Source organism: Paucibacter sediminis, assembly GCF_030254645.1.
In the GTDB taxonomy this organism is placed as follows: domain Bacteria; phylum Pseudomonadota; class Gammaproteobacteria; order Burkholderiales; family Burkholderiaceae_C; genus Paucibacter_B; species Paucibacter_B sediminis.
Genome location: NZ_CP116346.1, coordinates 4,931,742 through 4,950,128 on the forward strand (window position 1 = coordinate 4,931,742; position 18,387 = coordinate 4,950,128).

Annotated in this window: 21 protein-coding genes and 1 tRNA gene; 7 read left to right on the forward strand and 15 right to left on the reverse strand. The window is 67.6% G+C overall.

The features are described from left to right. Position 1: 1 nt before the first annotated feature. The 6 genes from PFX98_RS22880 to PFX98_RS22905 all read right to left on the reverse strand — a co-directional run bounded on the left by PFX98_RS22880 (position 2) and on the right by PFX98_RS22905 (position 4,315). On the reverse strand, positions 2–916 hold the full coding sequence (locus PFX98_RS22880) for a collagenase (RefSeq protein WP_285232787.1): 915 nt from the start codon (positions 914–916) through the stop codon (positions 2–4). Between the two features lie 92 nt (positions 917–1,008). Continuing rightward, positions 1,009–1,194 (reverse strand): hypothetical protein, encoded by a 186-nt coding sequence (locus PFX98_RS22885; protein ID WP_285232788.1) that lies wholly within the window; start codon positions 1,192–1,194, stop codon positions 1,009–1,011. A gap of 141 nt (positions 1,195–1,335) precedes the next feature. Beyond that, positions 1,336–1,423 (reverse strand) — tRNA-Ser (locus PFX98_RS22890). Positions 1,424–1,505: 82 nt separating this feature from the next. Continuing rightward, positions 1,506–2,801 (reverse strand): serine--tRNA ligase, encoded by a 1,296-nt coding sequence (gene serS, locus PFX98_RS22895; RefSeq protein ID WP_285232789.1) that lies wholly within the window; start codon positions 2,799–2,801, stop codon positions 1,506–1,508. Positions 2,802–2,888: 87 nt separating this feature from the next. After that, entirely contained in the window at positions 2,889–3,869 is a 981-nt protein-coding gene (gene ispH, locus PFX98_RS22900) for a 4-hydroxy-3-methylbut-2-enyl diphosphate reductase (RefSeq protein WP_425334636.1), read from the reverse strand. 2 nt (positions 3,870–3,871) lie between these two features. Then, positions 3,872–4,315, reverse strand: coding sequence for an FKBP-type peptidyl-prolyl cis-trans isomerase (locus tag PFX98_RS22905; protein WP_285232790.1), 444 nt, complete (start codon positions 4,313–4,315; stop codon positions 3,872–3,874). Between the two features lie 93 nt (positions 4,316–4,408). Between PFX98_RS22905 and radC the strand changes: the two genes are divergently transcribed. Together radC and PFX98_RS22915 are read left to right on the forward strand one after the other, a co-directional pair. Then, positions 4,409–5,083: a RadC family protein gene (gene radC / locus PFX98_RS22910; protein ID WP_285232791.1), complete on the forward strand. Its 675-nt coding sequence runs from the start codon at positions 4,409–4,411 to the stop codon at positions 5,081–5,083. Then, on the forward strand, positions 5,080–5,730 hold the full coding sequence (locus PFX98_RS22915; RefSeq protein WP_425334637.1) for a Smr/MutS family protein: 651 nt from the start codon (positions 5,080–5,082) through the stop codon (positions 5,728–5,730). The genes radC and PFX98_RS22915 overlap by 4 nt, the downstream gene beginning before the upstream one ends. A 6-nt stretch (positions 5,731–5,736) precedes the next feature. Here PFX98_RS22915 and PFX98_RS22920 read toward each other — a convergent pair whose 3' ends face one another. The 3 genes from PFX98_RS22920 to PFX98_RS22930 are packed head-to-tail and all read right to left on the reverse strand — an operon-like array spanning position 5,737 to position 7,660. Then, positions 5,737–6,129, reverse strand: coding sequence for a group II truncated hemoglobin (locus PFX98_RS22920; RefSeq protein WP_285232792.1), 393 nt, complete (start codon positions 6,127–6,129; stop codon positions 5,737–5,739). 8 nt (positions 6,130–6,137) lie between these two features. Next, positions 6,138–6,941 carry a MinD/ParA family protein gene (locus PFX98_RS22925; protein WP_425334638.1) on the reverse strand — a complete coding sequence of 268 codons (804 nt, stop codon included), beginning with the start codon at positions 6,939–6,941 and terminating at the stop codon, positions 6,138–6,140. Further along, on the reverse strand, positions 6,938–7,660 hold the full coding sequence (locus PFX98_RS22930; protein ID WP_425334639.1) for a GGDEF domain-containing protein: 723 nt from the start codon (positions 7,658–7,660) through the stop codon (positions 6,938–6,940). The genes PFX98_RS22925 and PFX98_RS22930 overlap by 4 nt, the downstream gene beginning before the upstream one ends. A gap of 183 nt (positions 7,661–7,843) precedes the next feature. Here PFX98_RS22930 and PFX98_RS22935 point away from each other — a divergent pair, with 183 nt between their 5' ends. Genes PFX98_RS22935 through PFX98_RS22950 form a run of 4 tightly spaced genes read left to right on the forward strand, consistent with a single transcriptional unit; the run spans position 7,844 to position 12,382 of the window. Further along, the gene (locus tag PFX98_RS22935) at positions 7,844–8,698 is read left to right on the forward strand and encodes a CheR family methyltransferase (RefSeq protein ID WP_285232793.1); all 855 of its coding nucleotides are present in this window, start codon (positions 7,844–7,846) and stop codon (positions 8,696–8,698) included. A 43-nt stretch (positions 8,699–8,741) separates the two neighbouring features. Further along, on the forward strand, positions 8,742–9,416 hold the full coding sequence (cheD, locus tag PFX98_RS22940; RefSeq protein ID WP_285232794.1) for a chemoreceptor glutamine deamidase CheD: 675 nt from the start codon (positions 8,742–8,744) through the stop codon (positions 9,414–9,416). A 27-nt stretch (positions 9,417–9,443) separates the two neighbouring features. Beyond that, a complete protein-coding gene (locus PFX98_RS22945; RefSeq protein ID WP_285232795.1) occupies positions 9,444–10,538 on the forward strand; it encodes a protein-glutamate methylesterase/protein-glutamine glutaminase in 1,095 nt (364 codons plus the stop codon). 59 nt (positions 10,539–10,597) lie between these two features. Then, on the forward strand, positions 10,598–12,382 hold the full coding sequence (locus tag PFX98_RS22950; protein ID WP_285232796.1) for an EAL domain-containing protein: 1,785 nt from the start codon (positions 10,598–10,600) through the stop codon (positions 12,380–12,382). Here the strand turns inward: PFX98_RS22950 and PFX98_RS22955 are convergent. Then, a complete protein-coding gene (locus tag PFX98_RS22955; RefSeq protein WP_285232797.1) occupies positions 12,364–12,735 on the reverse strand; it encodes a nuclear transport factor 2 family protein in 372 nt (123 codons plus the stop codon). The genes PFX98_RS22950 and PFX98_RS22955 overlap by 19 nt on opposite strands. Positions 12,736–13,012: 277 nt before the next feature. Between PFX98_RS22955 and PFX98_RS22960 the strand changes: the two genes are divergently transcribed. Beyond that, on the forward strand, positions 13,013–13,924 hold the full coding sequence (locus PFX98_RS22960; RefSeq protein ID WP_285232798.1) for a LysR substrate-binding domain-containing protein: 912 nt from the start codon (positions 13,013–13,015) through the stop codon (positions 13,922–13,924). On the opposite strand, the gene hemW is transcribed toward PFX98_RS22960, so the two are convergent. From hemW to PFX98_RS22985, 5 genes are read right to left on the reverse strand one after another with little or no spacing between them, the layout of a single operon-like run. Then, on the reverse strand, positions 13,921–15,096 hold the full coding sequence (gene hemW / locus PFX98_RS22965) for a radical SAM family heme chaperone HemW (RefSeq protein WP_285235678.1): 1,176 nt from the start codon (positions 15,094–15,096) through the stop codon (positions 13,921–13,923). The two genes, PFX98_RS22960 and hemW, sit on opposite strands and share 4 nt — an antisense overlap. Positions 15,097–15,124: 28 nt before the next feature. After that, positions 15,125–15,736, reverse strand: coding sequence for a non-canonical purine NTP pyrophosphatase (locus tag PFX98_RS22970; RefSeq protein ID WP_285232799.1), 612 nt, complete (start codon positions 15,734–15,736; stop codon positions 15,125–15,127). Next, entirely contained in the window at positions 15,733–16,470 is a 738-nt protein-coding gene (gene rph / locus PFX98_RS22975) for a ribonuclease PH (RefSeq protein WP_285232800.1), read from the reverse strand. The genes PFX98_RS22970 and rph overlap by 4 nt, the downstream gene beginning before the upstream one ends. 18 nt (positions 16,471–16,488) lie before the next feature. Further along, on the reverse strand, positions 16,489–17,400 hold the full coding sequence (locus PFX98_RS22980) for a PP2C family protein-serine/threonine phosphatase (protein WP_285232801.1): 912 nt from the start codon (positions 17,398–17,400) through the stop codon (positions 16,489–16,491). Next, the gene (locus tag PFX98_RS22985; RefSeq protein ID WP_285232802.1) at positions 17,397–18,365 is read right to left on the reverse strand and encodes a serine/threonine protein kinase; all 969 of its coding nucleotides are present in this window, start codon (positions 18,363–18,365) and stop codon (positions 17,397–17,399) included. The genes PFX98_RS22980 and PFX98_RS22985 overlap by 4 nt, the downstream gene beginning before the upstream one ends. Between the last annotated feature and the right edge of the window lie 22 nt (positions 18,366–18,387).

The following is an 18,387-nucleotide window of genomic DNA, read 5'->3' on the forward strand; positions in this document are numbered from 1 at the left end:
CTCAAGGCGCCGCCAGGCCCTCCAGCCAGGCGGCAAATTCGCCGTCCAGGCTGCTGCCCCAGCCGCGCAGCAGGGCCTGATAGCGCGGATAGTCGCCGATGCGGGTGAAGGCCAGCATCTGCTCGAGCTTGTCGCGCTGGCGCTCCATCATGAAGCGCACCGCCAGATAGCCCCAGCTGTAGATGCGCGCATCGCCGCTGTTGGCCTCGTAGCCGGTGTCGAACAACTGGCTCAGCGCAAAGCTCTTGGCGGCCGCCGCCTGCAGCGCCTTGGGATGCTCGTTGCCGCGCGCGACGTACTCGGCCACGCCCTCGGTCCACCACACCAGATAGGGCGTCAGCGGCGCCGGCCGCGGGCAGTTCTCGGGTGGCGCATGCGAGTCATGCAGATTCGCGCAGAAGTCGCCGTAGAGGTTGTAGCGCCCATCGAGGTAGTGCACATATTCATGGCCGAGATTGCGCACCGTGCCATCGGCCCGCTGGTTGGCGACGAACTCGGCATGATTGCCCGGCTGACCGGGCAGGCCCTCCAGATACATGCCACCGTTGTTGGTGGGCATGTTGAAGTGGGCACCGGCATAACGCACGAAGTCATCGCCCGAGCGGTAGATATTGGCGCGCAGCGAGGTGTTCAGGTCATGCGGCACCGGCTTGCCGGCGGTGTGGAAGAGCGCATGAAAGCGCGTCTCGATGGCGGCCAGCTCGCGGCAGATGGCCGCCTCCTGCTGGGCATCGAGCGCCTGCGAGCGCAGGCTCAGGCTGGCGCTGCAGCGGTGGACGCGGCCCAGCACCTGCTCGACGCCCGGGCCGGCATTGGAGGGCAGCGTGGGCGTGGCGCAGGCGGCCAGCATCAGCGTCGCGCCGGCCGTGGTGAGGGCGCGCGCGAACGGGCGGCAACGGAAGGATGAAGAGGACATGGATGCGAGCGCATGGCTTTGAAACAGCGCCGCATATTACAATATATTTACAAAATACAAGCCACTTCAAGATCCATCCGAGGCGCCCGCGCTCAGGCGCTTTTCTGGGTGCGGCCGCACAGAGCGCAGGTCTGCGGCTGATCCGGTCCGACCGGACGAAACTTGCTGCAGGAGAGCAGCTTGGACGGCGGCACGCCCTTGGGGCATTTGGCTCGCTTGGGCAGCGCTGCGGGCTGCTCGGCCGTTGCGCCGTTGGTGGTGGTTGGTTTGCCGCTCATATTGAAGTCCTCGGTGTGTGCGCCGGGTGCGCGTCGGGGTATGAGCCCGCTTGTACGCGATGGCCGGGGCGCTGGCAACGCGCTGCACAAGCGACGCCGGAAAGAAAAAGCCCCGACGCTTGCGCGACGGGGCTTTTCGTTTGGAGGAGAGGGGGGGATTCGAACCCCCGAGACGTTTCCGTCCGCCTGATTTCGAGTCAGGTACATTCAACCACTCTGCCACCTCTCCGGTATTCGGTACTCGCGTGGTTCGGTGCGAGTCAAGCCCGCTAGTATAGCGAACTTTTTCCAGCTTGCCAGGGTTTTGCGACTCAGCCGCGCAAAATTTCTCGGCCGCCCAGATAGGGGCGCAGTACCTCGGGCACCGTGATGCTGCCGTCGGCGTTCTGGTAGTTCTCCAGCACCGCCACCAGGGTGCGGCCCACTGCCAGGCCGGAACCGTTCAGCGTGTGCACCAGCTCGTTCTTGCCCTGCGCATTCTTGAAGCGCGTCAGCATGCGGCGCGACTGGAAGGCCTCGCAGTTCGAGCAGGAGCTGATCTCGCGGTAGGTGTTCTGCGCCGGCAGCCAGACCTCCAGGTCATAGGTCTTGGCGGCGGTAAAGCCCATATCGCCGCTGCACAGGCTCACCACGCGATACGGCAGGCCCAGCTTCTGCAGGATGGCTTCGGCATGGCCCACCATCTCCTCCAGCGCCGCATAGCTCTGCTCGGGGTGGGTGATCTGCACCATCTCGACCTTGTCGAACTGATGCTGGCGGATCATGCCGCGCGTGTCGCGGCCGGCGCTGCCCGCCTCCGAGCGGAAGCAGGGGCTGTGGGCGGTCAGCTTGATGGGCAGCTGGGTGGCGTCCAGCATCTGCTCGCGCACGCTGTTGGTGAGCGAGATCTCCGAGGTGGAGATCAGGTACTGCTCGGCCTGTTCCTCATCGCCGCCGCGCAGCACCCAGAACATGTCTTCCTTGAACTTGGGCAGTTGACCGGTGCCCTCGAGCACCTCGCGGTTCACGATATAGGGCGTGTAGCACTCGGTGTAGCCATGCTCATCGGTCTGGGTGTTGAGCATGAACTGCGCCAGCGCGCGGTGCAGCTTGGCGGCCGGGCCGCGCAGGAAGGCGAAGCGCGAGCCGCTTAAGCGGGCGCCGGTGTCGAAGTCCAGCCCCAGCGGCGCGCCCAGGTCGACATGGTCCTTGACCTCGAAGTCGAAGCTGCGCGGGCTGCCCCAGCGGCGCACCTCCACATTGGCACTTTCGTCGCCACCCGCCGGCACCGACTCATGCGGCAGATTGGGCACGCCCATCAGCATGGCGTTGAGCTCCTGCTGGATCGCGTCCAGGCGCTCGGCGCCGGCCTTCAGCTCCTCGCCGATGCCGCCCACCTCGGCCATCACGGCGCTGGTGTCTTCGCCCTTGCCCTTGAGCATGCCGATCTGCTTGGACAGGCTGTTGCGGCGCGCCTGCAGTTCTTCGGTACGGGTCTGCGCGCCCTTGCGTTCGGCTTCCAGGGCACCGAAGCGCGCTACGTCGAGAAAGGGCTGGGGATTCTTGCGGGTGTTGAGTCGTGCGATGACCGCATCCAGGTCTTTGCGCAGCAGGCTGATGTCTAGCATGGGGATTCCTTGTTCTGTCCGAATTCTATGGGGCAAGAAAAAAAACGGCGCCACCAGCGGGCGCCGCTTGCAGCGACAACGCCCGCATCAAGATCGGGATGAATTCACCTCGGCCATGGACTTGTCGCCCAGGCCCAGCGGCAGCGGGAACTGCACATGCTCCTCCACGCCGGGCAGGCTGCGCACCGCGGTGGCACCCAGGGCGCGCAGGCGGCTGATCACCGCCTGCACCAGCACATCGGGTGCCGACGCGCCGGCCGTCAGGCCCACGCGGCTGCGGCCGTCCAGCCATTCGGCCTTCAGGTCTTCGGCGGCGTCCACCATATAGGCGGGCGTGCCCAGCCGTTCGGCCAGCTCGCGCAGGCGGTTGCTGTTGGAACTGGTGGGGCTGCCCACCACCACCACCACGTCGACCTGCGGTGCCAGCACCTTGACGGCGTCCTGGCGGTTCTGGGTGGCGTAGCAGATGTCCTGCTTCTTGGGCTCGCGCACCAGCGGGAAACGGCGCTTCACCGCCGCCAGGATCTCGGCGGCATCGTCGACACTCAGCGTGGTCTGCGTCACCACCGCCAGCCGGCTGGGATCCTGCACCTGCACATGGGGCACGTCCCCCACCTCTTCCACCAGGTAGATGCCTTCGCTGAGCTGGCCCATCGTGCCCTCGACTTCGGGATGCCCCTTGTGGCCGATCATGATGAACTCGTAACCCTCGCGGTGCAGCTTGGCCACCTCCACATGCACCTTGGTGACCAGCGGGCAGGTGGCGTCGAACACATGGAAGCCGCGCTCGGCCGCCTCGCGCCGCACCGCCTGGCTGACGCCATGGGCGCTGAACACCAGGGTGGCGCCGGGCGGCACCTCGGCCAGGTCCTCGATGAAGATCGCGCCCTTGGCCTTGAGGTCGTTCACCACATAGGTGTTGTGCACGATCTCGTGGCGCACATAGATGGGCGCACCGAATTTGAGGATGGCGCGCTCGACGATCTCGATGGCGCGGTCCACGCCGGCGCAGAAGCCGCGCGGTTCGGCCAGCAGGACTTCCTGCGGTTGTGCAATGCTCGCCGTCATGCTCACAGCACCCCGATGACCTGCACTTCGAAGCTCACCGGCTGGCCGGCCAGCGGATGGTTGAAATCGAACAGCAACCAGTCCTCGCCCACCTCGCGCACCAGGCCGGCATAGCTGCCCTGCCCATCCGGCGTGGGGAACTGCACCACGTCGCCGACGCCGTACTGCTCGTCGGGGTCGCCCAGCTGGCGCAGCAGCTGCAACTTCACGCGCTGCAGCAGCTCCGGGTTGCGCTCGCCGAAGGCCTCACCCGGCGCCAGCTCGAAACGCGTGTGCGTGCCCTCAGCCAGCCCGATCAGGCGCTGCTCGATGGCCGGGGCCAGCTCGCCATTGCCCAGCGAGAGCGTCGCCGGCTTGTCGGCAAAGGTATTGATCAGTTCGCCGCCATCGGGGCCGGCTAAGCGGTAATGCAGGGTCAGGAAGGACCCTTGTTGAATCAGATTCACGGCGTTTCCGGGTTGTCCGGCTGCATTGGTTTGGGGGGATTTTAGGCTTGGCCGACAATGTGCTCTTCTCCAGCCCGTTCCGTCCACCTTCCCATGCCGCTCGATTCCCTGCCGCCCGACGCGCGCCCGCGCGAAAAGCTGCTGGCCCGCGGCCCCGACAGCCTGGCCGACGCCGAACTGCTGGCCCTGCTGCTGCGCACCGGTTTCAAGGGCGTGTCGGTGCTGCAGCTGGCGCAGCAATTGCTGGACCATTTCGGCGGCCTGGCCGGCCTCTTGCGCGCCGGCGTGACGGACCTCGCGGCCGTCAAGGGCCTGGGCCCGGCCAAGCGGGCCGAGATTGCCGCGGTGCTCGAGATCGCGCGCCGCGCCCTGCATCAGCAGCTGGAGCGCCGCACCGTCTTCGATGCGCCCGAGAGCGTCAAGCAGTTCCTGCGCCTGCAGCTCGACGGCCTGGATCACGAGGTGTTCGCCCTGCTCTTCCTCGACGCCCAGCATCGCCTGATCGCGATGGAAGAACTGTTCCGCGGCACCCTCACGCAAACCTCGGTCTATCCGCGCGAGGTCGTCAAGCGGGCGCTGGCGCATGGCGCGGCGGCGGTGATCCTGGCGCACAACCACCCCTCCGGCGTGGCCGAGCCCTCGCGCGCCGACGAGTTGCTGACCGAGGCCCTGAAGAGCGCGTTGAGTCTCGTGGATGTGCGGGTGCTGGATCATTTCGTGGTCGGCGGCGGCAACGCCGTGTCGATGGCCGAGCGAGGCCTGCTGTGAGCGCCAAGCCCGCCACCTTTCACAGCCTGCAGGATCTCAAGGCGCTGCAGCAGGAGCTGATGCTGCGCCGCCGCGAGGCCGAGGAGCGCGCCGAGCGCGCCGCCGCCGCGGCGCGTCTGCGCGAGCAGGAGCAGCGCCTGTTCGAGCTCAGCATCGGTGCCGTTACACGGCTGCCCGATGCACAGCGCGTGCTGCTGCGCGCCGACCCGCCCGAACCCGAACCGCGCCAGCGTCAGCTGGACGAGCAGGCGGTGCTGCGCCAGGCGCTGTCGGACGATTTCGATGTCGACTCACTGCTCGAGACCGACGAGGCCCTGTCTTTTCGCCGCGTCGAGCTGGGCCCCGAGACGGTGCGCAAGCTGCGCCGCGGCCATTGGGCCCTGCAGGGCCAGATCGACCTGCACGGCCTGCGCCGCGACCAGGCCCGCGAAGCCCTGGGCGCCTTCGTGCATGAAAGCGCACGGCGCGGCCTGCGCTGTGTGCGCGTGGTGCATGGCAAGGGCCATGGCTCGCCGGGGCGCGAGCCCGTCCTGAAGAGCCGCGTGCGCCGCTGGCTGGTGCAGAAGCAGGAGGTGCTGGCCTTTGTGCAGGCGCGCGCCAGCGATGGCGGGGCCGGTGCGTTGATGGTGCTGCTGGGTCAGCCCTGAGCCGGCTCAGAGATTGCGCATCCAATCGGCCGTGTTCATGAAGGAGACGTCCAGGCGCTGGCGCAGCTCCGGGTCCAGCGCGGTTTCCAGCATGGCGCGGCGCATGCAGTCCATCCATTGATCGCGCTCGGCAATGCCGATCGCAAACGGCAGGTGGCGCGCGCGCAGGCGCGGATGACCGAAGCGCTCGATGTAGTGGTCGGGGCCGCCCAGCCAACCGCACAGAAACCAGTGCAGCTTGTCGCGCGAGCCCTCCAGGCTGGTGGGATGCAGGGCGCGCAGCGGCGCGTAGGCCGGCTCCAGCTCCATCAGATCGTAGAAGTGGTCCACCAGGGCGCGCACGGCGGCCTCGCCGCCCACCCAGTCGAAGGCCGTCGCCGGCGTGTTCGTCTCAGCCATGGGGCGCCTCAGGCGAGCAGCTTGCTGGCCAGCGCCTTGATCGCCTGCGCCGCATCGCTGCCGGGGTAATGCTCCAGCAGCAGCTGGCGCTTCAGCACCGCCTGGCGCACCGCCTGGTCGTTCTTCACCTCGCCCAGCAGCTCGAGCCGGAAGGTCTGGCCGGGCGTGGGGCCCACGAAGCGCTGCAGCACCTGCTGCAGCTGGCCGCAGATCAGCTTGCCTTCGCCGGGCCGGTTGGCCTGGTTCACCACCAGCCCCACCTCGCGGCGCCCCTGCTGGGTGGCCAGCACCTTGATGGTGGCGTAGGCGTCGGTCAGCGAGGTCGGTTCCGGCGTGGCCACCACCAGCACATCGGTGGCCAGCGAGACGGCGAACAGCACCACGTCGGAGATGCCCGCGCCGGTATCGAGCAGCACCCAGTCGAAGCGCGGCTTCACCAGGTCGATGATGTAGAGCAGCTTGTCGCGCACCTCGGGCGTGAGGCGCGAATACTCCACCATGCCCGAACCGGCCAGCAACACATGGAAGCCCCCGGGCGCGGGCAGGATGGCCTGCTCCAGCGTGGCCTTCTCGGTGAAGACATCGTGCAGGGTGAGCTTGGGATGCAGGTTCAGCACCACGTCCAGATTGGCCAGGCCGAGGTCGGCATCCAGCACCAGCACCTTCTGGCCGCGCGCGGCCAGGGCGGCGGCCAGATTGGCCGTGACAAAGGTCTTGCCCACGCCGCCCTTGCCGCTGGTGACGGCAAGGGTGCGCGCGAGGGCACGACCCGATTTCGATGTAGCAGCAGCAGGCGCCATGTTGGTACTCATTCGCTTTCCTGTTGCGTTACGGCAAACAACATGCCTTTTTCCTCTGCGCTGACGAGCGACTCCACCTGACTCTCCAGGCAGGCACGGTTGCGGCCCTCGGCCTTGGCGCGATACAGCTGACGATCGGCGCGCTCCATCCACAGCAGGGACGATGAACGCACCCATTGCGGGGCAAAAGCGCCACCCAGGCTGATGGTGACGCGCAGGCTCTGCGCCGGCGTGACGGGCACCTCCATCGCAGCCACCCGCTCGCGTATGCGTTCGGCCACGGTGACGCCGAAGGTGGGCAGGCAACTCGGCAAAATGATCGCGAACTCCTCCCCACCCACGCGCGCCACGGTATCCATGGGCCGCACGGTCTGGCCGATGGCATCGGCCACCGCCTTGATCACCAGATCCCCGGCGGCATGGCCATAGGTGTCGTTGACGGCCTTGAAATGATCGATATCGAGCACCAGCAGCAGCGCCGATTCACCCGAACGCGCCACCCGGTCGACCTCGCGCGACAGCGCCATCTCGAAGCTGCGGCGGTTCACCAGGCCGGTGAGCGCATCCTTGCTGGAGAGATCGCACAGCGCATCGACCACGCCTTGCAGCCATGCCGCGCTGAAGGGCTCGGCCTCGGGCAGCATCGCACCGGCCTGCTGCAGGAGCTGCAAAGCCAGGTCGAGTCGCAATTCGCTGGCGTCGACCGGACGGGGTGTTGCGCTGGGTTCCAAGGGGCTCCTGGGTAAGTGCCGGGGCAGTCTAGCAGCGGGCAATACTGCGCACCGGTGCAAAAAAACATCCAAGCACCGCCCTGTTCCGCTTTTAGCCTTGTTAGGCTGGCGCACAAACTCCAGAAACCCGAGAATCCCCGGGAGCGCATGCCTGCGCATCCAACCAGAAGAAGCGAGCCCTACATGCGCCCAGGAACGCCTCAGTCCACGGCAACCGAAGCGGTCGACCACGAGTTCAGCTTCAGCCGCGCAGACTTTGATCGCGTACGCCAACTCATCTACCAACACGCCGGCATCAGCTTGCACGATGGCAAGCACGCCATGGTCTACAGCCGGCTCTCGCGCCGCCTGCGCGACACCGGCCACCGCAGCTTCGGCGAGTACCTGCAATGGCTGGAACAGGCCAGCGGCCCGCAGGGCGAGCAGGAGTGGCAGGAGTTCGTCAACTGCCTGACCACCAACCTGACCTCCTTCTTCCGCGAAGAGCACCATTTCCATTGCCTGGCCGACGACCTGAAGGCGGTCAACACCAAGCCGGTGCGCATCTGGTGCTGTGCCGCCTCCACCGGCGAGGAGCCCTACTCGATCGCGATGACCTGCGCGGAATCGCTGGGTTCGGGTTCCCAGGTGCAGATCGTCGCCAGCGACATCGACACCAATGTGCTCAACACCGCCCGCCGCGGCGTCTACAGCGCCGATTCGCGCGGCCTCTCGCCGGCGCGGCTGAAGAACTTCTTCATGCGCGGCACTGGCGCCAACGACGGGCGCATCCGCGTCAAGCCCGAGCTGGCGCGCTGCATCGAATTCCGCACCCTCAACCTGATGCACACCCAGTGGTCGCTGGGCGACCCCTTTCACATGGTGTTCTGCCGCAATGTGATGATTTATTTCGACGCGCCCACGCAGCGCAAGGTGCTGGAGCGCATCCACAAGGTGATGCGGCCGCACGGCCTGCTTTTCGTCGGTCACTCGGAGAACTTCACCGAGTCCAAGGACTTGTTCCGCCTGCGCGGCAAGACCATTTACGAGCGCGTCTGAGGCTGCGCTCAAGTCCACCCTGTAACCGGCCGAAAATCATCCAATGAGCACGCCCCTGCCCCCGTCCGGAGCCAGCGCCGGCAGCTACCTCGCCGGCGGCCCCGGCGCCGCCCGCGTCGCCCAACTCAAGGCGCAGACGCGCAAGCAGGGCGAAGCCTCCTTCTTCTTCTACGACGCGCATTTCAAGAACGCCGCGGTCAAGGTGCTGCCGGGCGAATATTTCGTCGACAACGAGGACCTGCTGGTGATGACCACGCTGGGCTCCTGCATCGCCGCCTGCCTGTGGGACCGCCACGCGCAGATCGGCGGCATGAACCACTTCATGCTGCCCGAGGGCACCGGCGACTCGGGCCGCTACGGCTCCTTCGCGATGGAGTTGCTGATCAACGAGATGATGAAGCGCGGCGCCTCCAAGAGCCGCATGGAAGCCAAGATCTTCGGCGGCGGCGCCGTGATCTCGGGCATGAACACCATCAACGTCGGCGAACGCAACACCAACTTCGTGCTCGACTACCTCAAGACCGAGCGCATCCCGATCGTTTCCAAAGACGTCATGGACATCTATCCCCGTAAAGTCTGTTTTCTGCCGCACAGCGGCAAGGCCATGGTCAAGCGTCTGGCGCCGACCAATACCGAGGCGCTGATCCAGCAGGACCGCGCGGCGGCGCAGAAGGCCCAGCCCGTGGTGGCCAGCGGCGGCTCCATCGACCTGTTCTGAGCCGGCGCGCACGAGGAGTTTTCAACAATGGCCAAGATCAAAGTCGTGGTGGTGGATGACTCGGCGCTGGTGCGCAGCATCCTCACCGAGATCATCAACCGTCAGACCGACATGGAATGCATAGGCGCGGCCGCCGACCCCCTGGTGGCACGCGAGATGATCCGCAACCTCAACCCGGACGTGATCACGCTGGACGTGGAAATGCCCAAGATGGACGGGCTGGACTTCCTCTCGCGCCTGATGCGCTTGCGGCCCATGCCGGTGGTGATGGTGTCGACGCTGACCGAGCGCGGCGCCGAGGTCACCATGAAGGCGCTGGAGCTGGGCGCGGTGGACTTCGTCGCCAAGCCCAAGATCGGCGTGGCCGACGGCATCCGCCTGCTGGCCCAGGACATCACCGACAAGATCCGCATCGCCTCCAAGGCCCGCATCCATCGCAGCCATGCCGCCCCTGCCAGCGCCGCAGCGCCCGGCGCGGCGCCGGCGCCCAAGCCCGCGCCGATGGCCAGCCTGGGCCGGCTCTCCACCGAGAAGATCATCTTCATCGGCGCCTCCACCGGCGGCACCGAAGCCACCAAGGACGTGCTCATCAACCTGCCCGCCGACTGCCCGGCCGTGGTGATCACCCAGCACATGCCGCCCGGCTTCACGCGCAGCTATGCGGCGCGCCTGGACGGGCTGTGCCGCATCCGCGTGAAAGAGGCCCAGGACGGCGAGCGCGTGCTGCCGGGCCACGGCTATATCGCGCCCGGCGGCACGCACCTGAGCGTGGAACGCTCGGGCGCCAACTACATTGCGCGCGTGCAGGACGGCGAGCCTGTGAACCGCCACAAGCCCTCGGTGGAGGTGCTGTTCAACTCCGCCGCGCGCGTGGTGGGCCCCAACGCGCTGGGCATCATGCTCACCGGCATGGGCGCCGACGGCGCCAAGGCCATGAAGGCCATGAAGGACGCCGGCGCCTACAACCTGGTGCAGGACGAAGCCAGTTGCGTGGTGTTCGGCATGCCGCGCGAGGCCATCAACGCCGGCGCCGCCGACGAGGTGCTGCCGCTGAGCCAGATCGCACCGCGCCTGCTGGAGCGCCTGCGCAGCACCGCCGGCTTCTCCACCAATCGCGTCTAGGGTTTCGCAACCCTGTCATCAAGTGTCGGCAAGCTCGCTGCTTGAGCGAGCGTACCGACATGATGACCACCATTCCTGACTGCAAGCGCGCCCTGCCCTTGCAGGTGCAGACCCTCATCGACGAGGACCTGCTGCACACCCTGTTCCAGCCCATCGTGAAGCTGGACTGCGGCGAAATCTACGGCCATGAGGCGCTGGTGCGCGGGCCCGCCGGCTCCGCGCTGGAGTACCCCGACGCGTTGTTCGCCGCCGGCCGCCGCGAGGGCCTGACGGTGGAGCTGGAGGTGCGCTGCGCGCTGCAGGCGCTGAAGGACTGGGCGCGGCTGAAGCTGCCCGGCAAGCTGCTCGTCAACATGAGCGCAGCGGCGCTGGCACGCGCCGTGAGCGACGCCTACTGGGCACGCGGCCTGGGCCTGTGCGAGCGTATCGGCATCACGCCGGCCGACATCATCATCGAGCTCACCGAGCATGAGCGCGTCACCGACATCGAGGCGCTGCGCCAGGGCCTGACGCGCCTGCGCCGGCTCGGCGTGGGCATCGCGCTGGACGACTTCGGCGACGGCCGCTCCTCGCTGCGCCTGTGGTCCGAGATCCAGCCCCAGCTGGTCAAGATCGACAAATACTTCACCCACCACCTGCCCGCGCACGCCGAGAAGCTGCAGACCTTCCGCGCCCTGCTGCAACTGGCCGAGACCTTCGGCGCGCAGCTGGTGGCCGAGGGCATCGAAAGCCCGGAGGAGCTGCGCGTGCTGCGCGACCTGGGCGTGGCCTTCGGCCAGGGCTGGCTGCTCGGCCGGCCCGGCCCGGCGGGCCACCGCGAGGTGCTGGGGCCGGCGGCCGAGGTGCTGGCCAGCGCCGACATCGCGGTGCTGCCCGAGCTGCGCCGCGCCGGTGGCAGCAGCATCTGCGCCGAGCAGCTGATGCTGACGGCGCCGGCCCTGCATGAGAGCGCCAGCAATGAGCAGCTCTACCGCCTCTTCAGCGCGCATGAGCAATTGCACGCGGTGGCGGTGCTCGACGACGCCGGTGCGCCGGTGGCCCTGGTGGACCGCGCCCAGTTCATCGGGCGCTGGGCCAAGCCCTTCTTCAACGATCTCTACGGGCGCCACGCCTGTACCCTGTTCGCCAACGCCTCACCGCTGATCGTCGATGCCGGCACCGGCATCGAGGCGCTCACCCGCGTGCTGACCTCGGCCGACCAGCGCTATCTGCGCGAGGGCTTCATCATCACGCGCGCGGGCCGCTATCTGGGCCTGGGCACGGGCGAGCAGCTGGTGCGCTCGGTCACCGAGGCGCGCATCGAGGCGGCACGGCATGCCAACCCGCTGACCTTTCTGCCCGGCAACATCCCGATCAGCCAGCACATCGGCCGCCTGCTGACGAGCGGCCGCGAGTTCGTCGCGGCCTACGCCGACCTGAATCACTTCAAGCCCTTCAACGATGAGTACGGCTACTGGCGCGGCGACGAGATGATCCGCCTGCTGGCGCGCGTGGCCAGCGCGCATTGCGACAGCCAGCGCGACTTCCTCGGCCATGTGGGTGGCGATGACTTCGTGATGCTGTTCCAGAGCGACGATTGGGAACAACGCTGCGAGCTCATCGTCGAGCGCTTCAACGAGCTGGCGCGCAAGCTCTTCGACGCCGCGGCACTGGAGGCCGGCGGCATCATGGCCGAGGACCGCCAGGGCAATCTGCGCTTCCACCCCTGCACCACGCTGTCGATCGGCGCGGTGCGTGTCAGCCCGGGCAGCCTGCATCGCTCGGAGGACGTGGCCAGCGCCGCGGCCACGGCCAAGCGCCATGCCAAGCATGGCGCCCTGGGCATTTATGTGATGGCCAGCTGAGGCTCGCCGGCGATGAAGACGGCCGACTGGATCAGGCCGTCCTCCACCTCGTAGATGGCGGCCATCTGAAGCCGGCCCGGCCCCTCCGGAAAGGTCCGGGTGATGATCTCGACATCGATCACCATCTTGCCCATCACGTGGCGCTGCAGCAGCCGGGCATGCAGATTGGGTTCCGCGAAGCGCGCCCGCATGCGCGCGCGGATCTGCTCATGCCCCTCGGCCACCAGCGTGGCCGGGTAGAGGTACTGGCGGGCCTGGGGCGCATAGGTCGCCAGCCAGGCGTCCATATTGCGGGCGTTGTAGGCCTCCAGCTGGCGCTGGATCAGCTCGGCAGGGCTCGTTGGCAGGTGCATTCGATTGGGCCTGAAGTTGGGTGGCAGAGATGGGCTGAGGCTGCGCAGGCGGCGACTCATGCAGCGCCGCCCCCAGCTGCGCCGGTGCCGCCCAGCAGGTGCACAACAGGCTGCTGGCGGCGGCGGCGCTCAGGGCCATGGCGGTGGTGGCGAGATAGACGGCGAGGGGATGTTTGCTCATGAGAATCTCCTGATGCAGTGCTGGTCATATTAAGCATTCATACCCGCCGGCAATAGCGCGAAAATCGGGCCATCCTGTTCAGATATGCTTACCAGCATGCCCAGAGCCCCACGCCTGCCCCTGCAATACCTGGCCGCTTTCCGCGCCACGGCCCAGACCCAGAACCTGCGCGCCGCGGCCGAGCGCCTGCACCTCAGCCACAGCGCGGTGAGCCAGCAGCTCACGGCGCTGGAAACGCAGCTGGGTTTCCAGCTGTTCGAGCGCAGCGGCCGCCGCATCCGGCTCAACGAGGCGGGCGAGGCTTTGCAACGCGGCGTGGAGCGCGCCTGGGTCGAACTGGAGCGCGGGCTGCAGGCCGCCAGCGCCGCGCATGGCAGCGCGCTGCAGGCCTTGCGCATCACCGCCCTGCCCTCCTTCGCGCAACGCTGGTTGATGCCGCGGCTGGGGCGCTGGCATGCCCTGCATCCGGAGATCGCGTTGGAGCTGAATGTCTCGCAGCAGCTCGTCGACCTGGAGCGCGAGGGCTTTCATCTCGCGCTGCGCCAGGGTGTCGGGCCCTGGACCGGCCTGGTCAACGAGGTGCTGCTGCAGTCGCGCTCGGTGCCGGTGGCCGCTCCGGCGCTGGCGCAGCGCCTGATCGGCGCGCCCCTGGAGGAGCTGGCCGCGCAATCGCTGCTGGGCGACGCCGCCCAATGGACCCAATGGTTTGCCGAGGCGGGCCTGAGCCGGCAGATCCGCACCATGGCCAGCTTCAACGATGCCGGCCTGCTCCTGCAGGCGGCCGAGCAGGGCATGGGGGTGGCGCTGACGCGCGAGTTACTGGCGGCCGATGCCTTGCTGGACGGCCGCCTGGTGCGCGTCTCGGGCCAGGCCCTGGAGGGCTCGCAGGCGCAGAGCTACCACATCGTCTACCCGCCCGCGCTGAAGGACGAACCCGCGCTGCGCGCCCTCTGCACCTGGCTGCACGCCGAGATCGAGCAATCGGCGCGCGCCCTGTATGGGGACTAGGCGAGGAACAGCGACTGCAGGTCGCTGAGGAAATCGAAGCCGCGCGGGGTGGGCTGGATGCGCAGCGGATCGAGCTCCAGCAGGCCCTTGCCGCGGCCCTGCTGCAAGGCCTCGGCGATGCTGGAAGGCGGCAGGCCGGTGCGCTCCAGGAATTGCTGCATCGGCACGCCCTCGCGCAGGCGCAGCGCGTTGAGCATGAACTCGAAGGGCAACTCCTTGCGCGCCACCTCGTGCTCGTTGGACACCGCCGCGCCCTCGCCCGCCTTGGCCATATAGCTGGCCGGTTCGCGCCAGCGCACCTGGCGCAGCACCCGGTGCGGGAAGCTCAGCTTGCTGTGCGCCCCCGCGCCGATGCCCAGATAGTCACCAAACTGCCAGTAGTTGAGGTTGTGCGTGCAGCGGTGGCCGGCGCGCGCATAGGCCGAGACCTCGTAGCGCTCCATGCCCCGGGCGCCCGTTTGCGCGGTGATCAGGTCCAGCATGTCGCTGGCCAAATCGGCATCGGGCACCACCGGCGGCGCGATCGCGAAGCGCGTATTCGGCTCGATGGTAAGGTGGTAGACGGACAGATGCGGCGGCGCATAGCCCAGCGCCAGGGTCAGGTCTTGCTCCAGCTCGGCCAGACTCTGGCCCGGCAGCGCATACATCAGGTCGATGTTGAAGGTCTCGAAGGCCTGGGCGGCCTCCTCGATCGCGGCGCGCGCCTGCGCGCCGTCATGCACCCGGCCCAAGGCCTTGAGCTTCGCATCGTCAAAGCTCTGCACGCCGATCGACAGGCGCGTCACGCCGGCCGCGGCAAAGCCGCGGAAGCGGTCGCGCTCGAAGGTACCGGGGTTGGCCTCCAGCGTGATCTCGCAGCCTGGCTCGAGCGGTAGGCGCGCGCGGATGTCGGAGATCAGCTCGGCAATCTGCTCGGGGGCGAACAGGCTGGGCGTACCACCGCCGATGAAGATGCTCACCACCGGCCGGCCCCAGATCAGCGGCAGCGCGGCCTCCAGGTCGGCGCGCAGCGCGCCGAGGTAGGCGCGCGCGGTGTCCACGGGCAGCTGCCGGCCATCCTTCCACTCATGCGAGTTGAAGTCGCAATAAGGGCATTTCTTGAGGCACCAGGGCAGGTGCACATAGAGCGAGAGCGGCGGCAAGGCGGCCAGGCTCAAGGTGCCCGGGCGCATCAGCTCGGTGAGGCGCGCGCTGTTGAGTTCAGCCAAGTTGCCAGACCTCTTTGAACTGCTGCACCAGCGAGCCCGCAGCCAGGGCACGATGGCTCAGCTGGTTCTTCACCTGAGCGCTCAGCTGCGCCACGCTCTGGCCCAGGCTGGGGATGAACATCAGCGGGTCGTAGCCAAAGCCGCCCTCGCCCTGCGCCGCGGGCAAGATCTGACCCTGCCAACGCCCCATCGCGATCAGCGGCACCGGATCCCGGGCGCTGCGCACGGCCACCAGGGCGCAGACGAACTGGGCGCGGTGCGGGCCGGCGCCCTTGCCGGCGAGCTGTTCCAGCAGCACGCGGTTGTTGTCGGCGTCCGACTTGGGCTGACCGAACAGCGTGGCATAGCGCGCCGAGAGCACGCCGGGCGCGCCGTCCAGCGCGTCGACGGCCAAGCCCGAATCGTCGGCCAGCGCCGGCAGGCCGCTGGCCGCCGCGGCGTGGCGCGCCTTCGCCAGCGCGTTCTCCACAAAGCTCTCGAAGGGCTCCTCGGCCTCCGCAATGCCCAGCGAGCCCTGCGTCACCAGTTCCACACCCAGCGGCGCGAACAGGGCCTGCAGCTCGGCGAGCTTCTTGGCGTTGTTGGAGGCAAGGACCAGCTTCATGCCCACAGACCCAGGGCCTTGCGCTGCGCCGCGAGCAGGTCCTTGATGCCTTTTTCGGCCAGGTCCAGCATGGCGTTCATTTCCAGGCGGTTGAAGGCCAGGCCCTCGGCCGTGCCCTGCAGTTCCACAAAGCCGCCCGAGCCGGTCATCACCACATTCATGTCGGTGTCGCAGGCCGAGTCTTCGGTGTACTCGAGGTCCAGCAGCGGCGTGCCCTCCAGCATGCCCACCGAGATCGCGGCGACGGCATCCTTGATGGGCGATTGGGCAATCTTGCCTTGCGCCAGCAGCCAGCTGACCGCATCGTGCGCGGCCACATAGGCACCGGTGATGGCGGCGGTGCGCGTGCCGCCGTCGGCCTGCAGCACATCGCAGTCGAGGTGGATGCTGCGCTCGCCCAGCAGGGCCAGGTCGAACACGCAGCGCAGCGAACGGCCGATCAGGCGCTGGATCTCCTGGGTACGGCCGCTCTGCTTGCCGCGCGCGGCCTCGCGGTCGCTGCGGGTATGGGTGGCGCGCGGCAGCATGCCGTACTCGGCCGTGACCCAGCCCTCGCCCGAGCCGCGCTTGTGCGGCGGCACTTTCTCTTCCACCGAGGCGGTGCACAGCACCTTGGTGTTGCCGAACTCGATCAGCACCGAGCCCTCGGCATGGCAGGTGTAGTGGCGCGTGATGCGCACCGGGCGCAAAGCAGCGGCAGCGCGCTCGCCGGCGCGTTGGTATTCAGCAGACATCGGGGGAACCTTTCGGAGTTATTTTTTGCCGGCCTTGCGGATCGCGGCCTGGATCTCGCGCACCGACTGCTCGATCTCGGCCTCGCTGAGATCCTCGCGGCGTTCCTGCGCTTCCAGCGCGGCCGCCTGGATGGTGGAGGCAAAGCCGTCGTCGGCCAGGTTCTGGGTGGAGATCGAGTCGGCCGCGTCGGGCTCGTCCTCGCCTTCCCATTCCACCGCCAGCGCGGTGACATTGTCGCAGCGCGCGCCGCCGTTGCGCAGCGCCTGCTCCACCAGCTCGGGCACGGCGTCCGAGATCACGCGGGTGGAGAGCTGGTCGGCAATGGCCAGGTCGGACACCGTGCTCCACATGCCGTCGGAGCACAGCATGAAGCGGTCGCCGGTCTGCAGCGGGATCGGGCCGCAGATATCGATCATGGGCTTGCCGGGGCTGCCCAGGCAGGTGAACAGCACGTTGCGGTTGAAGCGCTCGGCGCCATTCGCATGGCGACCCAGGGCCTCCTGCAGCTCGCTGTAGGAATGGTCGCGCGTGCGCGCCATCAGCTCGCCGCCGCGCACCATGTACAGGCGCGAGTCGCCGCAATGGGCCCAGTGGGCATTGCCACGCTGCAGCACGCCGGCCACCACGGTGGTACGCGGGGTGTCGCTGAGGCCCTTGTCCTGGCCGTAGCGCAGGAGTTGCTGGTGCGCGACCAGGATCGCGTCTTCCAGAAAGCGGTTCGGGTCGTCCAGCACCGGCTTGGCATCGCGCTGGAACATGCTGGCCACGGTCTGCAGCGCGATCTGCGCCGCCACCTCGCCCTCGGGGTGGCCGCCCATGCCGTCGGCAAGCGCGAACAACACCGCGTCGCGGGTATAGCAATACCCCATGCGGTCTTCGTTCTTTTCCCGGCCGCCGCGTCGGCTGACTTGATAGATGCCGAACCTCACGCCTTGGCCCCTGCCTTGAGGTTCTCAAGCTGGAGCTTGAGGCGCTCGCTGAAGCTCAGCTTGGTGTAGCGGCGCTCGGTCTCGCGCGCCAATTCCTTCTGCAGCGCGAACACGCTCTGCGGGCGCGCCAGCGGGTCCAGCGACATGCACCACTCGGTCACCTCGATGAGGTTGTCGGAATAGACATTGCGCAGGCGCGACAGGCTCAGCGCCAGGCGGTCCTTCTCCAGGCGCTGCGGTGCGTCGTTGGGCGGATAGCCCTGCATGCAGGCGTAGATGCAGGCGCCGATGGCGTAGATGTCGGTCCAGGGGCCTAAAGCGCCATCGCGGCGGTACATCTCGGGCGCGGCAAAGCCGGGCGTGTACATCGGGCGGATGAAGTTGCCTTCCTTGCTCAGCACCTCGCGCGCCGCGCCGAAGTCCAGCAGCACCGCCTTGTTGTCATTGGTGATGAAGATGTTGGCCGGCTTGATGTCCAGGTGCAGCATCTTGTGCTGATGCACGATGCGCAAGCCCTTGAGGATCTCGTCGAACAGCGAGCGGATGGTGGACTCGCGGAAGACCTTGTCGCGCTTCAGGTCGCGCGCGGTGACGATGAAGTCCTGCAGGGTGTCGCCCTGCAGATAGTTCATCACCATGTAGACGGTTTCGTTCTCGCGCAGGAAGTTCAGCACCGAGACGACGCTGGGGTGCGAGATCTGGGCGAGCGAACGCCCTTCCTCAAAGAAGCTGCGCAACCCGAGTCGATACAGGGGCTGCTTCTCGGGCTTGACGCGTGGAGTGAGTTCTCCGGGGGAGCGCTCCGCCAGGGACGAGGGAAGGTATTCCTTCAGGGCCACCAGGTGGTGCTCGGGATCTTCGGCGAGATAAACCACACCGAATCCGCCTGCCGCCAACTTCTTGATGATCTGGTAGCCCCCAACTACCGTCCCCGCAGGCAAGGGCGCCGGTTTCGGCTTTGACATAATCGCGCTTTGATTGCTCAAC